Source organism: Vibrio sp. RW (assembly GCF_027587105.1).
Taxonomy (GTDB): domain Bacteria; phylum Pseudomonadota; class Gammaproteobacteria; order Enterobacterales; family Vibrionaceae; genus Vibrio; species Vibrio toranzoniae.
In genome coordinates, this window is the sequence record NZ_JAPPTM010000019.1 from 61,120 (window position 1) to 80,645 (window position 19,526).

General features: G+C 45.7%; 22 protein-coding genes and 1 pseudogene. 11 read left to right on the forward strand and 12 right to left on the reverse strand.

The genetic code is table 11. The annotated features are described in order from the left end of the window. Positions 1 to 8: 8 nt before the first annotated feature. Complete coding sequence (gene ccoG / locus OCT63_RS15825; RefSeq protein ID WP_269984042.1) at positions 9 to 1,427, reverse strand: cytochrome c oxidase accessory protein CcoG; 1,419 nt, start codon at positions 1,425 to 1,427, stop codon at positions 9 to 11. Positions 1,428 to 1,555: 128 nt separating this feature from the next. Between ccoG and OCT63_RS21565 the strand changes: the two are divergent. Then, a pseudogene (locus OCT63_RS21565) lies at positions 1,556 to 1,749 on the forward strand (hypothetical protein). Positions 1,750 to 1,755: 6 nt separating this feature from the next. Here OCT63_RS21565 and OCT63_RS15830 read toward each other — a convergent pair. Then, on the reverse strand, positions 1,756 to 2,019 hold the full coding sequence (locus OCT63_RS15830; RefSeq protein ID WP_009848104.1) for a YihD family protein: 264 nt from the start codon (positions 2,017 to 2,019) through the stop codon (positions 1,756 to 1,758). A 131-nt stretch (positions 2,020 to 2,150) separates the two neighbouring features. After that, positions 2,151 to 2,318 (reverse strand): hypothetical protein, encoded by a 168-nt coding sequence (locus OCT63_RS15835; protein WP_099049823.1) that lies wholly within the window; start codon positions 2,316 to 2,318, stop codon positions 2,151 to 2,153. A gap of 283 nt (positions 2,319 to 2,601) precedes the next feature. On the opposite strand from OCT63_RS15835, the gene OCT63_RS15840 reads away from it, so the two are divergent. Next, entirely contained in the window at positions 2,602 to 3,393 is a 792-nt protein-coding gene (locus OCT63_RS15840) for a sporulation protein (RefSeq protein ID WP_269984043.1), read from the forward strand. A 132-nt stretch (positions 3,394 to 3,525) separates the two neighbouring features. After that, positions 3,526 to 4,179 (forward strand): PAQR family membrane homeostasis protein TrhA, encoded by a 654-nt coding sequence (gene trhA, locus OCT63_RS15845; RefSeq protein WP_136981236.1) that lies wholly within the window; start codon positions 3,526 to 3,528, stop codon positions 4,177 to 4,179. Here the strand turns inward: trhA and OCT63_RS15850 are convergent. The 6 genes from OCT63_RS15850 to def form a co-directional block, all read right to left on the reverse strand. After that, positions 4,176 to 4,766, reverse strand: a complete 591-nt coding sequence (locus OCT63_RS15850) for a DUF3157 family protein (RefSeq protein WP_161687855.1) — start codon at positions 4,764 to 4,766, stop codon at positions 4,176 to 4,178. The genes trhA and OCT63_RS15850 overlap by 4 nt on opposite strands. A gap of 26 nt (positions 4,767 to 4,792) precedes the next feature. Then, positions 4,793 to 6,238: a TrkH family potassium uptake protein gene (locus OCT63_RS15855; RefSeq protein WP_269984044.1), complete on the reverse strand. Its 1,446-nt coding sequence runs from the start codon at positions 6,236 to 6,238 to the stop codon at positions 4,793 to 4,795. Positions 6,239 to 6,301: 63 nt separating this feature from the next. Beyond that, positions 6,302 to 7,678: a Trk system potassium transporter TrkA gene (trkA, locus tag OCT63_RS15860; protein ID WP_017055428.1), complete on the reverse strand. Its 1,377-nt coding sequence runs from the start codon at positions 7,676 to 7,678 to the stop codon at positions 6,302 to 6,304. Between the two features lie 108 nt (positions 7,679 to 7,786). Further along, the gene (gene rsmB, locus OCT63_RS15865) at positions 7,787 to 9,067 is read right to left on the reverse strand and encodes a 16S rRNA (cytosine(967)-C(5))-methyltransferase RsmB (protein WP_161674759.1); all 1,281 of its coding nucleotides are present in this window, start codon (positions 9,065 to 9,067) and stop codon (positions 7,787 to 7,789) included. 120 nt (positions 9,068 to 9,187) lie between these two features. Further along, entirely contained in the window at positions 9,188 to 10,153 is a 966-nt protein-coding gene (gene fmt / locus OCT63_RS15870; protein WP_269984045.1) for a methionyl-tRNA formyltransferase, read from the reverse strand. Between the two features lie 35 nt (positions 10,154 to 10,188). Then, on the reverse strand, positions 10,189 to 10,704 hold the full coding sequence (gene def / locus OCT63_RS15875) for a peptide deformylase (RefSeq protein WP_237668347.1): 516 nt from the start codon (positions 10,702 to 10,704) through the stop codon (positions 10,189 to 10,191). 140 nt (positions 10,705 to 10,844) lie between these two features. Between def and OCT63_RS15880 the strand changes: the two genes are divergently transcribed. The 4 genes from OCT63_RS15880 to OCT63_RS15895 are packed head-to-tail and all read left to right on the forward strand — an operon-like array spanning position 10,845 to position 14,121. Next, complete coding sequence (locus tag OCT63_RS15880; RefSeq protein ID WP_269984046.1) at positions 10,845 to 11,951, forward strand: LysM peptidoglycan-binding domain-containing protein; 1,107 nt, start codon at positions 10,845 to 10,847, stop codon at positions 11,949 to 11,951. Continuing rightward, the gene (gene dprA / locus OCT63_RS15885; protein WP_161687842.1) at positions 11,948 to 13,060 is read left to right on the forward strand and encodes a DNA-processing protein DprA; all 1,113 of its coding nucleotides are present in this window, start codon (positions 11,948 to 11,950) and stop codon (positions 13,058 to 13,060) included. The genes OCT63_RS15880 and dprA overlap by 4 nt, the downstream gene beginning before the upstream one ends. 2 nt (positions 13,061 to 13,062) lie before the next feature. Further along, positions 13,063 to 13,539 carry a DUF494 family protein gene (locus OCT63_RS15890; RefSeq protein ID WP_060468892.1) on the forward strand — a complete coding sequence of 159 codons (477 nt, stop codon included), beginning with the start codon at positions 13,063 to 13,065 and terminating at the stop codon, positions 13,537 to 13,539. A 12-nt stretch (positions 13,540 to 13,551) separates the two neighbouring features. Further along, positions 13,552 to 14,121, forward strand: a complete 570-nt coding sequence (locus OCT63_RS15895; protein WP_269984047.1) for a DNA topoisomerase family protein — start codon at positions 13,552 to 13,554, stop codon at positions 14,119 to 14,121. 88 nt (positions 14,122 to 14,209) lie between these two features. Here the strand turns inward: OCT63_RS15895 and OCT63_RS15900 are convergent, their stop codons facing one another. Together OCT63_RS15900 and purE are read right to left on the reverse strand one after the other, a co-directional pair. Then, positions 14,210 to 15,340, reverse strand: a complete 1,131-nt coding sequence (locus tag OCT63_RS15900) for a 5-(carboxyamino)imidazole ribonucleotide synthase (RefSeq protein ID WP_161687837.1) — start codon at positions 15,338 to 15,340, stop codon at positions 14,210 to 14,212. A gap of 5 nt (positions 15,341 to 15,345) precedes the next feature. After that, positions 15,346 to 15,831, reverse strand: coding sequence for a 5-(carboxyamino)imidazole ribonucleotide mutase (gene purE, locus OCT63_RS15905; protein WP_017073863.1), 486 nt, complete (start codon positions 15,829 to 15,831; stop codon positions 15,346 to 15,348). A 195-nt stretch (positions 15,832 to 16,026) separates the two neighbouring features. Here purE and OCT63_RS15910 point away from each other — a divergent pair, with 195 nt between their 5' ends. From OCT63_RS15910 to OCT63_RS15925, 4 genes are all read left to right on the forward strand, one after another. Continuing rightward, complete coding sequence (locus OCT63_RS15910) at positions 16,027 to 16,584, forward strand: L-threonylcarbamoyladenylate synthase (protein WP_102353500.1); 558 nt, start codon at positions 16,027 to 16,029, stop codon at positions 16,582 to 16,584. A 19-nt stretch (positions 16,585 to 16,603) separates the two neighbouring features. Continuing rightward, a complete protein-coding gene (hemF, locus tag OCT63_RS15915; protein ID WP_161687835.1) occupies positions 16,604 to 17,521 on the forward strand; it encodes an oxygen-dependent coproporphyrinogen oxidase in 918 nt (305 codons plus the stop codon). A gap of 74 nt (positions 17,522 to 17,595) precedes the next feature. Beyond that, a complete protein-coding gene (aroE, locus tag OCT63_RS15920) occupies positions 17,596 to 18,426 on the forward strand; it encodes a shikimate dehydrogenase (protein ID WP_161687833.1) in 831 nt (276 codons plus the stop codon). A 17-nt stretch (positions 18,427 to 18,443) separates the two neighbouring features. Then, complete coding sequence (locus OCT63_RS15925) at positions 18,444 to 18,713, forward strand: DUF1488 domain-containing protein (protein ID WP_060468887.1); 270 nt, start codon at positions 18,444 to 18,446, stop codon at positions 18,711 to 18,713. On the opposite strand, the gene OCT63_RS15930 is transcribed toward OCT63_RS15925, so the two are convergent. After that, on the reverse strand, positions 18,710 to 19,255 hold the full coding sequence (locus OCT63_RS15930; protein ID WP_060468886.1) for a gamma carbonic anhydrase family protein: 546 nt from the start codon (positions 19,253 to 19,255) through the stop codon (positions 18,710 to 18,712). The two genes, OCT63_RS15925 and OCT63_RS15930, sit on opposite strands and share 4 nt — an antisense overlap. Positions 19,256 to 19,526 lie beyond the last annotated feature (271 nt).

Consider the following 19,526-nt stretch of genomic DNA (forward strand, 5'->3'; position numbering starts at 1 on the left):
GGCTGGTATCAGAGCTTCTTGATAAAGCGGCTTTCGACTTCCATCGTAAACTCTTCATTATCCGAGAGTATAAACTGAATTGTCGAAACTGGTGAGCTCAGTTTTTCTGGATCGACGCCTAAGCTGATAGGAAGGTTTAAAACTTCACCAGGCTCTACGGTAATGGTTTGTTTACCGTACCAGATAGAGTCTGGTAGCCCGCTAACATCAAGTTTGTATTCTTGCTCTTGCTGAGTTTTGTTGATTATTTTCAAGTTGTAAGTATTTTCGACAAGCCCTTGGCTATTGATTTTAAATAGCTGGTTTCTATCTCTCAGAACGCTTAAGCCGGCAGGGTCAACACTCGCTATCTGTGCAAAGAACAAACCCAGCATAAGTATCAATATGGCTCCGTAGCCTAGCAGCTTAGGGCGCATGACTTTAGTTGAGTGTCCTTCCAACCTGTGTTCTGTGGTGTAGCTGATCAGGCCTTTTTCATAGCCCATACGTTCCATAGTGTGGTCACAGGCATCAATACACGCGCCACAGTTAATACACTCGTATTGCAGACCGTCACGGATATCAATCCCTGTCGGGCACACTTGAACACACAGGTTACAGTCAATACAGTCACCAAGGCCAAGCTCTTTTGGATCGGCTTTACGAGAACGAGGACCGCGGCTTTCGCCACGCTCGGTGTCGTAACCTACGATGAAAGTATCTTTATCAAACATGGCTGATTGGAAACGTGCATAAGGACACATGTGCAGACACACAATTGAGCGCATCCAACCTGCGTTGGCGTAGGTACACCCGGCAAAGAACAGTACCCAAAATACTGGCCAAAATGACGAGTTGAAGGTAAAGAAGCCTGCCACTAATTCTTTGACAGGGATGAAGTAGCCAACAAAGGTTAAACCAGTCGCAATGGCAATGGCCCACCATGCTATGTGTTTAGCCGTTTTTCTAACAATTAAATTGATAGTCAGTTTGCCAGAATCTTGTTTTCTTCGCTTATTGGCAGCCCCTTCGAGTTTCTCTTCAAACCAGATGTACATAAAGGTCCACACGGTTTGAGGGCAAAGGTAGCCACACCAAACCCGGCCTAAAAAGGTGGTGATAAAGAACAGACCAAATGCAGCAATCATGAAGAGGATCGCGAGCAGGGTGAGATCTTGTGGGTATAACGTAGTACCAAAGAAGTTGAACTGTTGGCTGCCGATATCGAGCAAGATCGCTTGTCGTTCACCAAATGAAATCCATGGGATAAGCGTAAAAAGTAAAAGTAAGAACCAACCGCCGTAACGACGCAACTGTTGGAATTTACCTTTGCTTTCTCGCACATAGATTCGGTTACTTGGGTTAAATCGATCTCCATTACCTTTATGTGTTTTTGGATTAAAGGTTTTAGGAGTCACATCTTTGATATCGATTTTATCCTGACTCATGGAATATCCTTTTTGTGGCATGTATACCCGGTTAAATCGGGTATTGACGACATTACTTTAAAGTATGGTTTAGAGAACCTGTAGAAATTGAGTTTGGTGCATTTGTTGTTATCACACTCACTCTTATTATTTTAGAAGATTCTTATGGGGGCGATTATAGCGGCAATCTTGTTCTCATTTCTTTAACGCTATCAACCTTTAACAACAAAAGTCGTAACAGTTGTGACGAAAAAATAGCGAACAGAAATAAAAAAGCGGCCAAGTGATCGCTTTTTTCATTGAGTGTTTTATCTGTAAGGTAGTTATAACACTAAAGCAATAGAGATAATTAAAGGAGGCCACGTGCTTTTAGGATGGCAGTTTTGAAATCATCTTCTTGGTCTTTTTTCAGACCCGGTATCATTTCATCTTTTTCGCTGTTACGCATTTTTAGGTGGTAGATAAGAACATCATCCGTCAGTTCTTCAAGCTTGCCTTGGTAGCCTGCTTCTTTTGATAGCTTAATGATGAACTCTAGCAAGTTAAGCTCCTGATCTTTTTGCCACTCAGGTTCCATTAGCTCAAGCAACTCTTCAATGCGATGACACTTCATACTTTATTCCCCACAAAATTTATAATGATTTGTGGATAAAGTATCAAATTGAATCGAGAATACCAATGTGTAAACTCATTTCGAGAAGGGAAAGAGGCAAGAAAAAGCGCAGTAAAAACTGCGCTTTTTAGTTAAGCGGCTTTAATCACTTTTGTTGTAGTCGGTGCTAATAAAGCAGTCTTCTCAACTAGAGTCATTGCTGGAGCCATTTTTTTTGCCGTTGGAGCAGCAGCAAAGCCACTACGACGACGCATCGCACTGCGGTTGGTCTGCGAGAACCTGACAGCTGTTGGGCGCATTAAGTTACCTAACGGTCAGGCATATCCATTGCCAATCTAATGGCCTGATTTACCATGAGATCCGCCTCAATTGCTTGAAGCGTCACTCGTCTGGCTTTCGCCAATCCGAATAATAAATCAGGATAATGATATGCATGCATATCAGAGCCTAGACTATCACTATCTAAGTTATCGATCGACGCCTGTGTGATAAATAGACAATATTAGAGCTAAAATAGTGTGAACAGTATATTTGAGTTTGAACCTCTTTCAGGCTTAAGATGATGTTTTAAAGGAGGTGCATATGTCGTTCTTAAAGAAAACGTTAGCAAGTTTTGGTATTGGGTCTGCCAAGGTGGATTCTGTATTGCAGCAAGAAGTGCTTTACCCAGGGCAAAAGGCGAGCATTATTGTGTATGTGTATGGTGGCGCTCAGCCACAAGAGATAGACAACATCGATCTCAACCTGTGCTGCCGTTACGTCACAGAAGTTGCCATGAACTCGCAAAAGCAAGAGGGCGGTCAAACACGCCGAATGCACCAGACATACTCGTTGGCCAAATGGAGCCTGCCGTATGCCTTTGTTATTCAACCGGGCGAGACCCGTAATTTTGAGTGTGAGTTTTATGTCCCGCTTAATACACCCGTCACTATTGGTGATTCCAAGGTGTGGCTTGAAACCGGGTTAGACATTGCGATGGCGATTGACCCATCGGATAAGGATACTCTAACGGTTCGCCCTGATGCGCTACTTGATGGTATTTTTAATGAACTTGAAGCCCAAGGACTACGTATTCGCCAAGTTGAATGTGAAGCGGTGGAGGGTTTTGAACTGCCGTTTGTACAAGAATTCGAGTTTGTTCCGACGACTGGCCCTTATCATGGCCGTTGGCGTGAATTAGAGGTTGTTGCCCATCGTGATGAGACAGAACTTAATTTGTGGTTTGAGATAGACCGCAATCGAGATGGCGCAAAAGGGATGTTGGCGAGTTTATTAGGGGTTGGTCAGCTACAGCGTCAATTGAGTGTGCCATTGGATACCTCTCCAGAGGACGCTGGTAAGATGGTGATTGAGTATTTAGAAAACACTTCTTAGCTCTTTCGCTTTAGAGATTTTAGCTTCATCACACAGTTTAGGCGTCATCGATGTCATAAAAATTTAAGCTTACACGTGTAAGCTTAATGTGCAATACTAGGCAAATCGATCATTTACTCTAGTAGGATAGTCATGTCTGCATCATCGGTGAGCGAATACTGTGACATCGAAGAACGTGCCAATGCAATAACTCATGGCTTGGGAGTTGTGCTCGGTGTGGTTGGTTTAATCCTGTTACTGATTCGTGCGTTTGATCATCAAGCCGATATGCTGACTATTGCGAGCATGGCGGTGTATGGCAGCAGTATTATCCTACTCTTTCTCGCTTCTACGCTTTATCACTCGATCACCACAGAAAAGACTAAGCGCCTACTGAAAACTCTCGATCACTGTGCGATCTACTTGCTGATCGCGGGTAGCTATACGCCATTTTTATTGGTGAGCTTGAGAACACCTTTAGCAATGGGGTTAATGGCTGTTATTTGGGGTATCGCGCTGGTGGGCATCATTATGAAGATTGCCTTCGTCTACCGATTTAAGCGTTTGTCATTGATGACTTACTTGGCGATGGGTTGGTTGTCATTGGTTGTGGTCTATCAACTGGCGATGAATATCGAGATGGGTGGTTTGGTGCTATTAGCGCTCGGTGGTGTGATTTATTCGCTGGGCGTGATTTTCTATGTGGCCAAACGCATCCCTTACAACCATGCCATTTGGCACTTGTTTGTATTGGCGGGTTGCGCTTGCCATTTCTTCGCTATCTATTTGTACGTGACTCCGGTTTAGCGAGCCAGTACTTCAGTAATTTCAACTTTGATCTGATATTCGGGGTGTTGCTCTAGGTCGAGCTTGATTAGCTTGCCTTCTTCACCTGTCTTTGGTCGTAAATATGTGTCGGCCATTCGTTTGATTGATTTCCACACTGCAACTTCTTCTTCTGCCAACAACTCACCTTCTACAGTAAATACGCTGATGTTAAGTGATACCAAAATGATAGCTTGAGTGCCTTGGTTGGTGATGGCTGTTGGAATGATAAGCTCACCATCTTCATAGCGACTTGCACCCAGTACAACATCCACTCCTGATTGAGACAGCTGTAAGCTTGGCTTTTTACTATTAACCACAATCGTTGTGCCACGCGTATTCGTCGCTACCGGGACGGCTACGATAGGTGCTGCTGCAACGGGCACGGCGATTTCTGATGTTGTCGCTGCTGCTTCCGTTTGCTTCGGTGCCACATATTGCCAAGTAAAATCATCTTTGAGTAACACTTGTTTGCCATCAGGCAGTGTGACCATTTGATCAGCAAAGGCAGCACTTACGAATACTGAATTTGCGAGCAATGTGCCAGCGAGAAGTACGTATGATTTCATCTGTGTTTCCTTGATTTTGTGCTTGGTTAACGTCGCCAAAAGGCTGGGAAAAATAGAACAATGAGCGTCAGTATCTCGAGTCGTCCCATTAGCATTCCTAAGCTTAGCAACCATTTAGCGGCGTCGGGCAGCGGAGCAAAGTTCCCGGTTGGACCGATCACGCTGCCCATACCTGGACCAACGTTGGCAACGGCTGTGATAGCGCCAGATATACTGGTCACGGGATCAAGTCCCATCGCACTCAAACCACCAGCGATTAAGATAATTGTAATAAAAAACATCAAACCAAATGCCACTAAAGAACGAACGATGTCGTCACTGACTGGGCGTTGGTTGTAGCGTTGAACAAATACCCCTGATGGATGAATCAGCTTCATCATTTGTTTGTGAAGCATAGTCATCGCGATCTGGAAGCGGAATATTTTAATACCACCAGAGGTTGAGCCTGAACAAGCACCTGCCATCATTAGGAAGGCAAACAGTGTGGTTGGTAGTGCGCCCCATGCGGTGAAGTCTTCTAAGCCAAAACCGGTTGTGGTGACGACTGATACAATATTGAACATTGAGACACGCATTGCATCCAATACCGTGTAGCCATCTCTCATGACCAACCAACTGGAAATCACGGCACTGGCAACCAAGAATAGGTAAGCGAAACCTCTTACTTGAGCATCTTTATAGATCGGTGCGAGTTTTCTACCGCGCAGCGCACTGACAAACAGTAAAAACGGCAAGCCACCAAGAAACATGAACGCAGTTCCTACCCAATGGGCGCTGTTAGAGAAGTGGTTCATTGAGCCATCGGAAGTCGAATAACCGCCAGTCGAGAGCGTTGTGAAAGCGTGATTGATGGCATCAAAGACGCTCATGCCAGCAAACAAGTAGCTCACCAAGCACAAGCCAGTTAATACCAGATAAACCGCTACGATATTCTTCGCGACCGTTTTTGCTCGTGGGCTACTTTTATCTGACCAATCAGATGATTCGGTTTGGAACAGGCGCATACCACCGACGTTGAGCATTGGTAGAACCGCTACCGCCATAACGATGAAGCCGATGCCACCGAGCCATTGCAGTATTGAACGCCACAATAGAATGCTTGGTGCCATGCTGTCTAAGCCACTTAGCACCGTTGAACCGGTTGTGGTGATACCCGACATGGTCTCAAAGTAGGCGTCGGTGAAGCTGATGTGGTTAATGAATACAAAAGGCAGTGCAGCGAAGGCGCTGGCAATGGTCCAGACCAGTGAGGTGATCAAAAACATGTCCCGCACCCCAAGTCGGAACTTAGCGGAACGGCCCAAACTCAAGCAGATGAACGCTACGATGTGCGTGATCACTACTGATTGACCAAACTCGAGAAAACCACCGGTGCCAGTAAAAAAGGCAACCAATGTGGGGATGTACATGAAAAGGGCGAGCTTTGATAACACTAACCCTATCACTAATAATATTGGACGAAAGTTGACCATAGCTTAATAGACCATCGCTTTGTATCGGAGCTTCGTTCTCACAAGAAGCTTACGAGAACAAGGCTATAAGAAGAACGGGCTCGGTTGGAAAAGAGACTCAACATCAGGCACGTACTTCTTGTCTACTAGGAACATTACTACGTGGTCATCTTGTTCGATGACGGTTCTATCGTGCGCGATCAGTACTTCTTCTCCGCGAACAATCGCACCAATAGTGGTGCCCGGTGGTAGTTTAATGTCGCCAATCGCTCGGCCAACCACTTTAGATGTGGTTTCGTCGCCGTGAGCAATGGCTTCGATCGCTTCAGCAGCACCGCGACGTAGAGAGGATACGTTTACAATATCAGCACGACGAACGTGAGTAAGCAGTGCAGAAATAGTCGCTTGTTGTGGAGAGATAGCAATATCAATCACACCACCCTGAACAAGGTCGACGTAAGCACCACGCTGAATCAGTACCATTACTTTCTTGGCACCCATGCGCTTGGCCAACATCGCGGACATGATGTTGGTTTCGTCTTCATTGGTTAGGGCAATGAACACATCCACCTGATCGATGTTTTCTTCTGTTAGCAGCTCTTGGTCTGCTGCATCGCCACAGAATACAATGGTGTTTTCTAACTCTTCAGATAGCTTCTCCGCTCGTGTGGGACTGCGTTCTATCAGCTTGATGCTGTAGCTTTGCTCAAGGCGTTTTGCCAAACTTGCGCCAATGTTACCACCACCGACAATCATGATGCGGCGGTAAGGCTTTTCTAGGCGCTGTAGTTCACTCATTACTGAGCGAATATGATTACTTGCCGCGACGAAGAAAACTTCATCATCGGCTTCAATGATGGTGGTGCCTTGTGGACGAATAGGGCGACCTTGTCGGAAAATAGCGGCAACACGAGTATCGATGTGCGGCATGTGTTCACGCAAAGCAGAAAGTGCATTACCGACCAGTGGGCCACCGTAGTAAGCTTTTACTGCTACTAGGCTAACTTTCTGTTCAGCAAAGCTCACAACCTGCAGTGCACCTGGGTATTGAATTAGGCGCTCGATGTAGCTGGTCACTAGCTCTTCGGGTGCAATCAGGTGATCGACTGGGATAGCACCTGATTTGAATAGCGCTTCTTTCTCTTCTAGGTATTGAGGAGAGCGGATACGGGCAATACGATTTGGCGTGTTGAACAGAGAGAAGGCAACCTGACATGCCGCCATGTTGGTTTCATCCATGTTGGTTACCGCAACCAACATGTCGGCATCTTGCGCACCCGCTTCACGTAATGTTCTTGGGTGGCTGGCATAACCGTTTACAACCCGAAGGTCGTATTTATCCTGAAGTTCACGTAGTCGGTTAGCGTTACGATCGACAATGGTGATGTCGTTGTTTTCGCCAACTAGGTTTTCAGCAAGGGTACCGCCAACTTGTCCAGCACCTAGGATAATGATCTTCATAGCCTTTCTCTTATTTTTGCCTTTGTAATTCTAGTGATCTCATTTTGCTTCGATAATGCACTAGAAAGAAACAGCGGCTAAGAATCCAATTCTTAGCCGCTGTTAGTGTTATGCCTGTTTTACTAGAACTGCATAGTAGAAGCCATCCATATCTTCTTCTCCAGGCAGTATTTGACGACCCGGGTTTTCGATATCAGAGCCAACCAGCGTTGCGTTCTCGGTACGCTCTAAGAATGCTTTCACTTGCAGCACGTTTTCTTGCGGCGTGATAGAACATGTCGCATAAACCATGGTGCCGCCTTCTTTGAGCTGGCGCCACATTGCATCCAAAATCTCACTTTGCAGTTCCGCTAGCGCATCAATATCAGAGGCACGGCGTAGCCACTTGATGTCAGGATGACGGCGAATTACCCCCGTCGCTGAACATGGAGCATCAAGTAGGATGCGGTCAAACTGACTGCCCGTCCACCATTCTTCAGGGTAGCGAGCATCACCACAGATGACGTCGGCACGCAGTTGTAGGCGTTCAAGGTTATCGTAAACGCGGTCTAGGCGTTTAATGTCACTGTCGATTGCAACCACTTCTGTGTCTTGAGTATGTTCAAGAATGTGTGCCGTTTTACCACCAGGTGCTGCACAGCAATCAAGGATTAGCTCACCATCTTTTGGTGTTAGGAAATCAACGGAAAGCTGAGCTGCAGCGTCTTGTACTGATACCCAGCCTCGGTCGAAACCCGGAAGCAAAGTAACGTCACAAGGTGCAGCTAATTTTATGGCATCGGCTGCTTCAGGGTGCAATGTGTATTCAATGTTTTCGTTTTTAAGCAGTTCAGCATACTCGTCACGAGTGTGGTGTTGACGGTTTACGCGCAGCCACATTGGTGCCTTGCTGTTGTTTGCTTCAACTAATTGCTCCCACTGTTCTGGGTAGCTTTCTTGAAGCATTTTTAGGATCCAGCTTGGATGACTGTATTTGCCAGCATTGTGGCTAACGGCTTTCTCGTCTAGCTCTTCTTGATCGCGTAGGTAGCTACGTAGTACTGCATTGATCAAACCACTTAGGCTTGGGCCGCGTAGTGTTTTGGTTGCTTCCACGGTTTCAGCAACGGCGGCATGCGAAGGAATGCGCATAAAGCCTAACTGATAAATGCCGACTAAGATCAGGTGATGGAAGACGCGCTTTTTACCTTTAAGCGAGTTTTCCATCAGTTCGTTAGCGATTGATTCTAAGCGAGGCAGGTAACGAAGTGCGCCGTAGCAAATCTCTTGCAGTAGAGCATGGTCTCGCGGACGGATCGTTTTTTGAGCCGCAGGGAGAGCGTGTGAAAGAGAGTGGCCTTTATCGACAACTTGGAATAGGACATTTGCAGCAGCAGCGCGAACATTCATGAGGGGTACCGAATATTTATTTGAATACATAAGGGCATCTCTGCCCTCGTAAAGGTTTTCTAAGCTGTGTTTTTACAAGCTACACATTTTTAATGTGCATATTGAGTAGCTTTAAAGCGGTTAAGAAAGTTGAGTACCAACTTCAAACCAGCTTGCACGTGAGTTCAAGATGTCTTGAACTGACATTGCTTTTTTGCCTGGAACTTGTAGTTGTTCCAATACCAATACTTTGTCGCCAGTCGCAACATAAATACCAGTCTTATCTGCTTTGATGATTGAACCAGCTGGCGCAGACATTGATTCTTGATCAACACGTGTCTGCCAAACTTTAATGCTTTTTTCATCATTAGAGCTGCTATCAACAATCGTAAAGTGACTCATTGGCCATGGGTTGAAAGCGCGCACACAACGTTCGATGTGTTCTGCACTGTCATTCCAATCAATTTTAGCTTCTTCTTTACTTAGTTTCTTCGCGTAGTTAGCAAGCTTATCGTTTTGCTTCTCAGCAACGGCTTTACCAGACGCGATGTCAGACAAACACTCAACAAGCGCATCAGGGCCAAGGCCAGCTAACTTCTCGTACATTGACGCGCTAGTATCTGTCGCTTCGATTGGCAGCGTTGCGATGCTTAGCATATCCCCCGTGTCTAGGCCGATATCCATCTGCATGATCGTTACGCCTGTCTCTTTATCACCCGCCCATATAGAGCGTTGAATCGGAGCGGCACCACGCCAGCGTGGCAGGATTGAACCATGCACATTGATACAACCCAAGCGAGGCGTATCTAATACAGCTTGTGGAAGAAGCAAGCCGTAAGCGACAACAACCATGATGTCAGCATTCAAATCTGCTAGCTCTTGCTTCGCTTCATCTGACTTGAAATTTTCTGGTTGGTAAACCGGAATATTGTTTTCAAGTGCGATGTTTTTTACTGGGCTCGCCGTCAGTTTTTTACCGCGGCCTGCTGGACGATCGGGCTGTGTGTAAACAGCAATAACTTCATGCTCCGAAGACAACAACGCCGCCAAATGACGGGCGGCGAAATCCGGAGTACCTGCGAAGACAATTCTTAAAGATTGACTCAAGGTAGACTTCCTTCTTAATTTAGTGATAGCAGCGATTATTGATCTTGTTTCTCGTTGAAACGCTTAATTTTCGCTAGCTTATCTTGAATTCGTTTACGTTTTAGTGGCGATAGGTAATCAACAAACAACTTGCCTTCTAGGTGGTCAAGTTCGTGTTGAACACAAATAGCCAGAAGGTCGTCAGCGTCGAATGTGAATTCATTGCCTTCACGGTCTAATGCTTTAACCGTTACTTCTGCAGCGCGAGGTACTAGAGCTCGAGCGCCTGGTACAGATAGACAGCCTTCTTCGATGCCATCTTCGCCACGTTTGTCGGTAATTTCAGGGTTGATCAGAACCATAGGCTCATCACGTGTTTCTGAAATATCGATAACAACGATGCGCTGGTGGAAATCTACTTGCGTTGCCGCAAGGCCGATACCTTCTTCGTCGTACATGGTTTCAATCATGTCATCAACGAACTTTTGAATCTCTGGGGTCACTTCTTTTACCGGTTTCGCCACGGTACGTAGACGATCATCTGGTAATGTTAATACTTGTAATACAGACATATACACTCGAAATATTGAACTGTGCCGAAACAGCTTAAACCTTGTTGTCTCAATTCTAGACATTTTAGAGGCCAAATGACAGCATCCTGAAGGTAATTCTCTAGTCAGATGTCATATATTCAGACCGAGGAACCTAGGTCATGCGTCATTTTTTACCCACTTTTTCTCTTATTTGTGCTTCGTTTTCGTTCGCCGCTACGGCTGAAAATAGTGAGCAACCTTTAACCATCAAACAAGATGCACCCGAAGCGTATGTCGTAGTTAAAGGCGATACCTTATGGGATATCTCTGCGATGTATCTCGATAGCCCATGGTTGTGGCCAAGGCTATGGCAGGTAAACCCAGAGATAGAAAACCCACACCTTATTTATCCCGGAGATAAATTGTCTTTGGTTTGGATTAATGGCGAGCCTGTTTTAAGCCTAAAACCTGTCATTAAGCTTAGCCCTAAGATTCGAGTTTCAGAAAAGAAAGCGGTACCTACCGTCAATGAGGGACTGGTTCTACCGTATTTACAGTCTGATCGCTTGGTCGATCAGCAAGATATCGAATCGGCTCAACGAGTTCTAGGGACCAGTGATGGCAAGCGATTCCTGTCTGGCGAAGATAGGTTGTTCATCTCGGGGAACCAGCAACATCAAAAATGGGCTATCTACCGTTCTGTCGAAACGTACCAACGACAACAACCTCAAGTGAGTATGACCTCTTTGCGTTTGGTCGCCACGGCGCGTTTGAAAGAGGTGGATGCTGAATATAGTAGCTTGCAGATAGAGACGCAGCTGCAAGAGGTGTTGCTTAATGATCTTGTTCTGCCTGAGCTTGGTGTTGATCAAATGAAGCTTTCAACTACGTTTTATCCTGCGCCTAGTTCTGCGGGTCAGTTTGCCAATATTTTAGGCTCGTTAGAGGGTAATCAATACAGCGCTAAGAATCAGGTCGTCGTTATTAATAAAGGCTCAAAGGATAACCTTCGTCAGGGAACTATGTTTACCCTCAGCGAAAGCGGAGCGATGGTGTTTGGTAAGCAAGGCAAATACAGCTATAAGGAGTCTGTTGCAAGTAACAAAGTGCAGCTGCCAAGTACCTCGCTCGGTAGTTTGATGGTCATTCGCCCTTATGAGTATTTTAGTCTAGCCTTGATCACTCAGAGCACGAAACCAGTTAGCAATGAGATTCTAGCGGTATCCCCTTTGGATCTTGCTGTGGCTGAAGAGGGTTATTCTCAAGAGGTTAATATTGCCGAGTGAATGAGCAACAACTGAGCGCTTGGCTAACTCTGAGTTTTATTCCTCAATTGGGTGGCAAGCGCCTTTCTCGTCTGCTGAGTATTGACTCTCCTTCTAATATTGTTGACTACTCAAGTCAGCAGCTGCAAGCGATTGGCTTGTCAGCTAAGCAAATCTCCTATTTAAGAGAGCAAGCCCCAAGAGAAGTGGAGGCTTGCTTAGTATGGCAAGCAAAACAAACTAACCATCGCATCATTACTCCTAACTGCTCGCATTATCCCAAACTGCTGAATGAGATCGCCTCTGCGCCAAGCGTGCTTTTCGTTAAAGGTCACGTTGAAAAACTGATTGAGCCTCAAATCGCGATGGTCGGCAGTCGTAATGCCAGCCTCGAAGGGTTGCAAACCGCGAAGTCTTTTGCCAAAGAGTTCGTCCAAAACGGTTTGATTGTCACCAGTGGCCTAGCGCTCGGTATTGACGGCTATGCTCATGATGGTGCTTTGGACAAAGGTGGGGAAACTTTTGCAGTGTTGGGTTCTGGCCTGGACTCCATTTATCCAGCACGACACCGAAACCTAGCAGATAGAATTTGTGAGAGTGGCGCACTGATCTCAGAGTTTCGCCCAAACGCAAAACCACGACCTGAACATTTCCCTCGGCGTAACCGTATTATTAGTGGGATGTCTTTAGGGACGTTAGTTGTTGAGGCGGCTGAGAAAAGCGGTTCTTTGATTACGGCTCGTTATGCCATGGAGCAAGGCCGAGAGGTGTTTGCGCTTCCTGGCTCAATTCATAGCCCAACCAGTCGCGGAGGTAACAGCTTAATCAAAACTGGAGCATGTTTGGTACAGAGTGCTCAAGATGTTCTGATTGAAATAAAGAGTCTGTTAGACTGGTCTATTGATCAGCAGCCCAGTTTGTTCGAACCTACGCCGAATGAGGGTGAAAATGAACAATTGCCATTTCCACAGCTGTTAGCTAACGTAGGGTTAGAAGCGACACCCGTTGATATTTTGGCACAGAGAACCCATATACCTGTGCATGAGGTCATGATGCAGCTTTTAGAGCTTGAGCTCTCAGGGCATGTTGTTGCAGTTTCCGGTGGCTATATTCGAAAGGGGAGAGGCTAGCTATGATGATGGACATACTGATGTACTTGTTTGAAACCTACATCCATAGCGATTCAGAATTGCAGGTGGATCAAGATGAACTTGAAGATGAACTTCTTCGGGCAGGGTTTCGCCAAGATGATATTTATAAGGCCCTCCATTGGTTAGAAGATCTTGCGGCATTGCAAGATACTGATAATCAAGCGGCGATTACTACGTGCTCCAATACCTCGATGCGTGTTTATACCAGTCGAGAGATTTCGCGTATTAATATGGAGTGTCGAGGTTTCTTATTGTTTCTTGAACAGATCAACGTACTCACGACAGAGATTCGTGAAATGGTGATTGATCGTGTAATGGGGCTTGAGACCAACGAATTTGAATTGGATGATCTGAAGTGGATTATCTTAATGGTGCTATTTAATGTGCCGGGTAATGAAAGTGCTTACACGCAAATGGAAGAGCTGTTGTACACCAAAGATCAAGGTATCTTGCATTAATGCAGGCTTGTCATGAGTAGTAAGATTGATAATCAGCTTTTTTCAGCACATGAACATGCATTAGAGTATGAACCATGCCCACAGTGCGGTGGAGAGCTTCAGCTTCGCCATGGTAAGCATGGCCCATTTTTAGGCTGTAAGCAGTATCCGAGCTGTGATTACATCAAGCCTTTGCATCAAAACGATGGTCATGTGGTGAAAGAACTGGGGGTGCCGTGTCCTAAATGCCAAAACGAATTGGTACTAAGACAAGGCCGCTTTGGGATGTTTATTGGTTGTAGCAGCTATCCAGAGTGTAATCACATCGAATCTTTGGACCAACCGAAAGAGCGATCTGAAGAGCAGCCACTTGTTGCTTGCCCTGAGTGTGGTCGAGGCCACCTGGTTGAGCGTAAATCTCGCTATGGCAAAACCTTCTATGCGTGCGATAACTACCCTAAGTGTAAGTTCGCCGTTAATCAGCCACCTATTATTGGTCGTTGTGAAAAGTGCCAGTTTCCGCTGTTGCTGGAGAAGAAAACGGCCAGTGGTACTAAAAAGCAATGTGCTGATCGCAAGTGTCATCACATTCAACCTCAGTAGTAATACTAATCACAGTAAATGAATAATAAGAAATAAAAAAACGGCGCTCATTGAGCGCCGTTTCTATATCAAATCCACAATGTAGGACTTACTTCAGTTGCTCTGCGAATTCATGAACAGCAGGGTAGGCTTGCTTATCGAGAATGTTTGCCAATGAACATAATGTTCTTTGCAGCTCGGCGTTGTAGTCAGCACTCACGTTAATGTGGCCCATCTTACGACCAGCACGCTTCTCTTTGCCATACCAATGAACATGACAACCACCTTGAGCAAGAATAGCCTCAGGAAGAGTATCTTCACCAAGAATGTTGATCATTGCGGTTGGACGAATCAGTTTAGTGCTACCTAGTGGCATGCCACACACTGCACGCAGATGGTTTTCAAACTGACAAGTCTCTGCGCCTTGTTGCGTCCAGTGGCCTGAGTTATGAACACGTGGTGCAATCTCATTAACAAGCAGTGAACCTTGAACATCAAAGAACTCAAGTGCTAGCACACCAACGTAATCTAGGCGCTCAGCAATGGCAGTGAACATGGCTTTCGCTTGCTCTTGCAGTTCAATGTCATCAATCGCTGTCGATAAGCTCAACACGCCGTCGATGTGAACATTTTCAGCCAGTGGGTACACTTGAATCTCACCATTGGCGCCACGAGCACCAACAAGTGATACTTCACGGTCAAACGGAACGAACTCTTCAGCCACAATCGCTTGGTTGTCGGTCGCGGCAATGCACTCAGCCATTTCTGCCCAAGTCGCGTCAACATTGTCTAATGTCTTTAAGCGCCATTGACCTTTGCCATCGTAGCCGCCAAGTGTGCTCTTCAATACCATAGGTAGGCCAACGTGAGCAATCGCAGCGTCAAAGTCTTCGCGAGAGTTGATCTCGTAGTATTTGGCATTCTTCACGCTTGCGTCGTCTAACAGCGCTTTTTCAAGGCGACGATCACCGCCGGCTTTGATTGCTTCTGTTGTCGGTAAAAACTTACCGCTACGCTCACACACCTCAAGTACATCGTGAGGGATATGTTCGAATTCTGCAGTAATGACGTTCGCACGCTCAATCGCGGTGTCTAAGCCGTTGCCTAGAATCGCTTGCGTTAATGGGTGAACAATATTTTTGCTGCCAACATCAAAAGCAGAAATTTCAATATTCAGCGGTGCCCCCGCTAGGGACATCATGCGAGCAAGTTGGCCCGCGCCTAACACAAGAACATGCATGGGAATTAGTCCTCTGCAGGGTTTGGATTAGCCAGAACCGTTTCTGTTTGCTCAGAGCGGAATGCTTCTACTTTCGCCATCACGTCTTCATTGTGTGTACCAATGATTTGAGCGGCTAGGATGCCAGCGTTCGCTGCACCCGCTTCACCGATAGCAAGAGTACCTACCGCGATGCCTTTTGGCATCTGTACGATAGAAAGCAGAGAGTCCATGCCTTTCAGTGCTTTAGACTGAACTGGAACACCAAGAACAGGTACGCTTGTGAAAGCAGCTGCCATGCCTGGTAGGTGAGCTGCGCCGCCAGCACCAGCAATAATCACTTTAATACCGCGCTCTTTCGCACTGGTTGCGTAGTCTGCTAGCAACTGAGGTGTGCGGTGAGCAGAAACCACTTTTGTTTCGTACGCCACGCCAAACTGATCCAACATTTCTGCAGCTAGCTTCATTGTTGGCCAATCAGATTTAGAACCCATGATAATACCGACAGTCATCTCAAACTCCTTCAGGTACGATTTAATTAGTGATTAGATATTTTGCGCGCATTATACGGGTAAAATCACCCAAGGAAAACGTTTGCGTCGGTCTGAGTTGTTAATTGATACATTTTATAAACAAATAGCTTTAGTCACAGTGAATGATAATTTGTACACTTAGCGAGTTAGACAACAGAATTAATGAGGCAACCCGTGGATAACTTTCAACATACTTTGCAGGCATTACAACAAGGTGAAGTCATTGCTTACCCGACCGAAGGCGTTTTTGGGGTCGGTTGTGATCCCGATAATCCACAAGCCATCAAGAAATTGCTCGATTTAAAACAGCGACCGATGGACAAAGGGTTGATCCTAATTGCTGCGAGTTACGAGCAGTTGCTGCCTTATATTGATGAAAGCCAGTTGACGGAAGCGCAGTTAGCGACCGTAAAAGCAACATGGCCGGGACCGGTGACTTGGATAATGCCAACCAGCAGTAAAGTAACTGACTGGGTCAGTGGCCAGTTTGAATCCATCGCGGTGCGAGTGACGGATCACCCTTTGGTTCAAAGAATGTGTAATGAATTCGGTAAGCCGTTAACCTCGACCAGTGCCAACCTGACTGGCGAGCCGCCTTGCATGACGACTGAAGAAGTCCAACAGCAACTAGGTCAACACTTAGTCGCGATTCTAGAAGGTCAAACGGGTGGTCGTGAGAAACCAAGCGAAATTAGAGATGCAAAAACGTCGAAAATATTAAGACAGGGTTAAACCCTGCAGAGGAAGAAAGATGTCAGCAATTGATAAAGAAGCAGTAAAACAGTTTTTACTGAGCCTACAAGATTCGATTTGCCAACAGCTTGAGCAAGCTGATGGTAGCGCGTTGTTTGAAGAAGACGCATGGGAGCGGGAATCTGGGGACCGTCTAGGTGGCGGTGGTCGTACTCGTGTGATGACCAATGGTGCTTTATTTGAACAAGGTGGAGTTAACTTCTCTCACGTCGCTGGCAAGGCGATGCCTGCCTCTGCAACCGCTCACCGTCCTGAGTTAGCTGGACGTAAATTTGAAGCGATGGGCGTTTCATTAGTGATCCACCCTAAAAACCCCTATATCCCAACCTCACACGCCAACGTACGCTTCTTTATTGCAGAGAAGGAAGGGGAAGACCCTATCTGGTGGTTCGGTGGTGGTTTTGATTTAACGCCATTCTATCCTTTCGATGAAGATTGCCAGTCTTGGCATCAAACCGCTAAAGATCTATGTACCCCATTTGGTGATGACGTTTACCAAGAACACAAAGAGTGGTGTGATAAGTACTTCTATCTGCCTCACCGTGATGAAACACGTGGTGTCGGTGGCCTGTTCTTTGACGATCTTAATGAGTGGGGCTTTGAAAAGAGCTTTGCTTATATGCAGGCGGTCGGTGAAGGTTTTGCTGCGGCATACTTGCCTATTGTTGAGCGTCGCAAAGAGACACCTTATGGTGAACGTGAGCGTGACTTCCAGCTGTACCGTCGTGGTCGCTACGTTGAATTCAACCTAGTCTATGACCGTGGCACCTTATTTGGCTTACAAAGTGGTGGACGTACAGAATCAATATTGATGTCTATGCCGCCGTTGGCTCGTTGGGAATATCGCTACGAACCACAAGCGGGTTCACCAGAAGCCCTGCTTTATAGCGACTACCTAAAACCTCGAGTTTGGTAATTCTTCCTTCCTTATGGGGATAGTGATAGGGTCATTGATATAGATGACCCTTTTTATTTCTGTTAGGTAAGGATATGACACAGCAAGTAGATCGTTATGCCGTTTTCGGTAACCCTATTGGGCAAAGCAAATCGCCATTCATTCACACATTATTTGCTCGCCAAACCAGCCAACAACTTACCTATACAGCACTACAGCCTGAACATGGTGAATTCATCACTGCTGCCAAAGCCTTTTTCAGCGAAGGTGGTCGAGGGTGTAACATCACTGCACCATTTAAAGAAGACGCTTATCAGTTTGCTGACCGATTGACGGAAAGGGCTCAATTAGCTGGCGCCGTTAATACATTGAAGAAATTAGATGACGGAGAGGTCATCGGTGATAACACCGATGGTGAGGGTTTGGTTCAAGACCTACTGCAACATCAGGTAGTATTAGAGGGTGCTCGAGTTCTCCTGCTAGGTGCTGGTGGCGCTGCAAGGGGAGTGATTCAACCTCTTCTTGATCAAAAGCCGCAACAATTGGTGGTCGCTAACCGAACCAGTTCAAAGGCTGAGTTGCTAGCTGAGATGTTTTCTTCATATGGTAATATCAAAGGAATGGGACTAAGTGAGGTGAATGAAGGCTTTGATGTCATTATTAACTCTACGTCATCAGGCCTAAGTGGCCAGCTTCCTGAAGTTTCTGATGCTATTTTCAATTCTAATAGCGCCGTTTATGACATGGTTTACGGATCTGGAACCACAGTATTTAATCAATGGGCGTTAGAGAATGGTGTTCACGCTGCTTATGATGGTTTAGGCATGCTGGTGGGTCAGGCTGCAGAGAGCTTTATGCTATGGCGTGGTCTTCGTCCGGGAACTAAGCAGATCTTAAGAGAATTGCGTAGAAATCTAGAGATATAACAAGGTATTTATAAAAAATGAATCAATCGATCCTATTTCCGGATATCCAAGATTGGGATGAAGAGAGTCAATCTATCACTTTCCCAGCACAGCAGTCGGGTGCATTGCTTGAATGTGTCATGTCTATTGAAGAATTATCCCGATTGGCAGGCAAAGAGATAGAAGAAGGCGATCAAGCTTTAGTTATCTTTTCAGAGTTACGTTTTGATATTGAAGAGCTAGCGGAAGAACTAATAGAAGAAGAGGAGTATGACTCCTCTAATCGAATTCAGATTAAAGCGCTTTAAACAGGAAGCACAGCGTCTAGATAGTCGTTTTTATTCTGAACATAGTTGTCAGCCGACTTCTGCAAGAAAGCACGCTCTTTATCATTTAATGGACGTGCTTGCTTAACTGGGCTTCCTACATAGAGATAACCACTCTCAAGTACCTTGTTAGGCGGAACCAAACTTCCCGCACCAATCATGACTTCTTGTTCGATAACCACACCATCCAGCACAATAGCTCCCATACCGACGAGCACACGATCTTTAATAGTGCAGCCATGCAGCATGACTTTATGACCGATAGTGACATCATTACCTATTAGTAGAGGGTAACCCTCAGGGTTCTCGGCATTCTTATGGGTAACATGCAAAACACTGCCATCTTGGATATTGGTTCTATCACCTATATGTATGTGGTTTACATCTCCTCGAGCTGCAACCAAGGGCCATACACTAGAGTCATCACCGATTTTGATATCACCAACCAGTACCGAACTTGTATCTATATAGACACCTTGTCCAATCTGAGGGGATATTCCTTTATAACTGCGTATTGAACTCATAAATCCTCCTTTATATAGGCACCTTAAGCCCTTAATTAAGGGGAATACTAGTGAAAACGGGGTGCTTTGAACAAAAAACGCTCGAACAATCAAAAAAGTAAGAAAAACTTCAAAAAGGGCTTGCCAGTGTGATCGAAATCTCTATAATGCCACCTCGCTGACACGGGATGGCTTCGAAGCTTAGGTTTCAAAAGCAAAAACAAATCAGCAGGTCAAATTAGCCAAGCTAAACGCTTGAAAAAAGTTTTGAAAATAGTGGTTGACACTAAAG

Bases quoted from the DNA above. Each gene is read 5' to 3' on its own strand.
- OCT63_RS15855 (WP_269984044.1), bottom strand. From the start codon at position 6,238: ATGGTCAACTTTCGTCCAATATTATTAGTGATAGGGTTAGTGTTATCA.
- OCT63_RS15850 (WP_161687855.1), bottom strand. From the start codon at position 4,766: ATGAAATCATACGTACTTCTCGCTGGCACATTGCTCGCAAATTCAGTA.
- OCT63_RS15890 (WP_060468892.1), top strand. From the start codon at position 13,063: ATGATGATGGACATACTGATGTACTTGTTTGAAACCTACATCCATAGC.
- OCT63_RS15880 (WP_269984046.1), top strand. From the start codon at position 10,845: ATGCGTCATTTTTTACCCACTTTTTCTCTTATTTGTGCTTCGTTTTCG.
- def (WP_237668347.1), bottom strand. From the start codon at position 10,704: ATGTCTGTATTACAAGTATTAACATTACCAGATGATCGTCTACGTACC.
- OCT63_RS15900 (WP_161687837.1), bottom strand. From the start codon at position 15,340: ATGCATGTTCTTGTGTTAGGCGCGGGCCAACTTGCTCGCATGATGTCC.
- purE (WP_017073863.1), bottom strand. From the start codon at position 15,831: ATGACTGTCGGTATTATCATGGGTTCTAAATCTGATTGGCCAACAATG.
- OCT63_RS15925 (WP_060468887.1), top strand. From the start codon at position 18,444: ATGAATCAATCGATCCTATTTCCGGATATCCAAGATTGGGATGAAGAG.
- trhA (WP_136981236.1), top strand. From the start codon at position 3,526: ATGTCTGCATCATCGGTGAGCGAATACTGTGACATCGAAGAACGTGCC.
- OCT63_RS15840 (WP_269984043.1), top strand. From the start codon at position 2,602: ATGTCGTTCTTAAAGAAAACGTTAGCAAGTTTTGGTATTGGGTCTGCC.
- OCT63_RS15835 (WP_099049823.1), bottom strand. From the start codon at position 2,318: ATGCGCCCAACAGCTGTCAGGTTCTCGCAGACCAACCGCAGTGCGATG.
- hemF (WP_161687835.1), top strand. From the start codon at position 16,604: ATGTCAGCAATTGATAAAGAAGCAGTAAAACAGTTTTTACTGAGCCTA.
- OCT63_RS15895 (WP_269984047.1), top strand. From the start codon at position 13,552: ATGAGTAGTAAGATTGATAATCAGCTTTTTTCAGCACATGAACATGCA.
- OCT63_RS15830 (WP_009848104.1), bottom strand. From the start codon at position 2,019: ATGAAGTGTCATCGCATTGAAGAGTTGCTTGAGCTAATGGAACCTGAG.
- ccoG (WP_269984042.1), bottom strand. From the start codon at position 1,427: ATGAGTCAGGATAAAATCGATATCAAAGATGTGACTCCTAAAACCTTT.
- aroE (WP_161687833.1), top strand. From the start codon at position 17,596: ATGACACAGCAAGTAGATCGTTATGCCGTTTTCGGTAACCCTATTGGG.
- trkA (WP_017055428.1), bottom strand. From the start codon at position 7,678: ATGAAGATCATTATCCTAGGTGCTGGACAAGTTGGCGGTACCCTTGCT.
- OCT63_RS15930 (WP_060468886.1), bottom strand. From the start codon at position 19,255: ATGAGTTCAATACGCAGTTATAAAGGAATATCCCCTCAGATTGGACAA.
- rsmB (WP_161674759.1), bottom strand. From the start codon at position 9,067: ATGAATGTTCGCGCTGCTGCTGCAAATGTCCTATTCCAAGTTGTCGAT.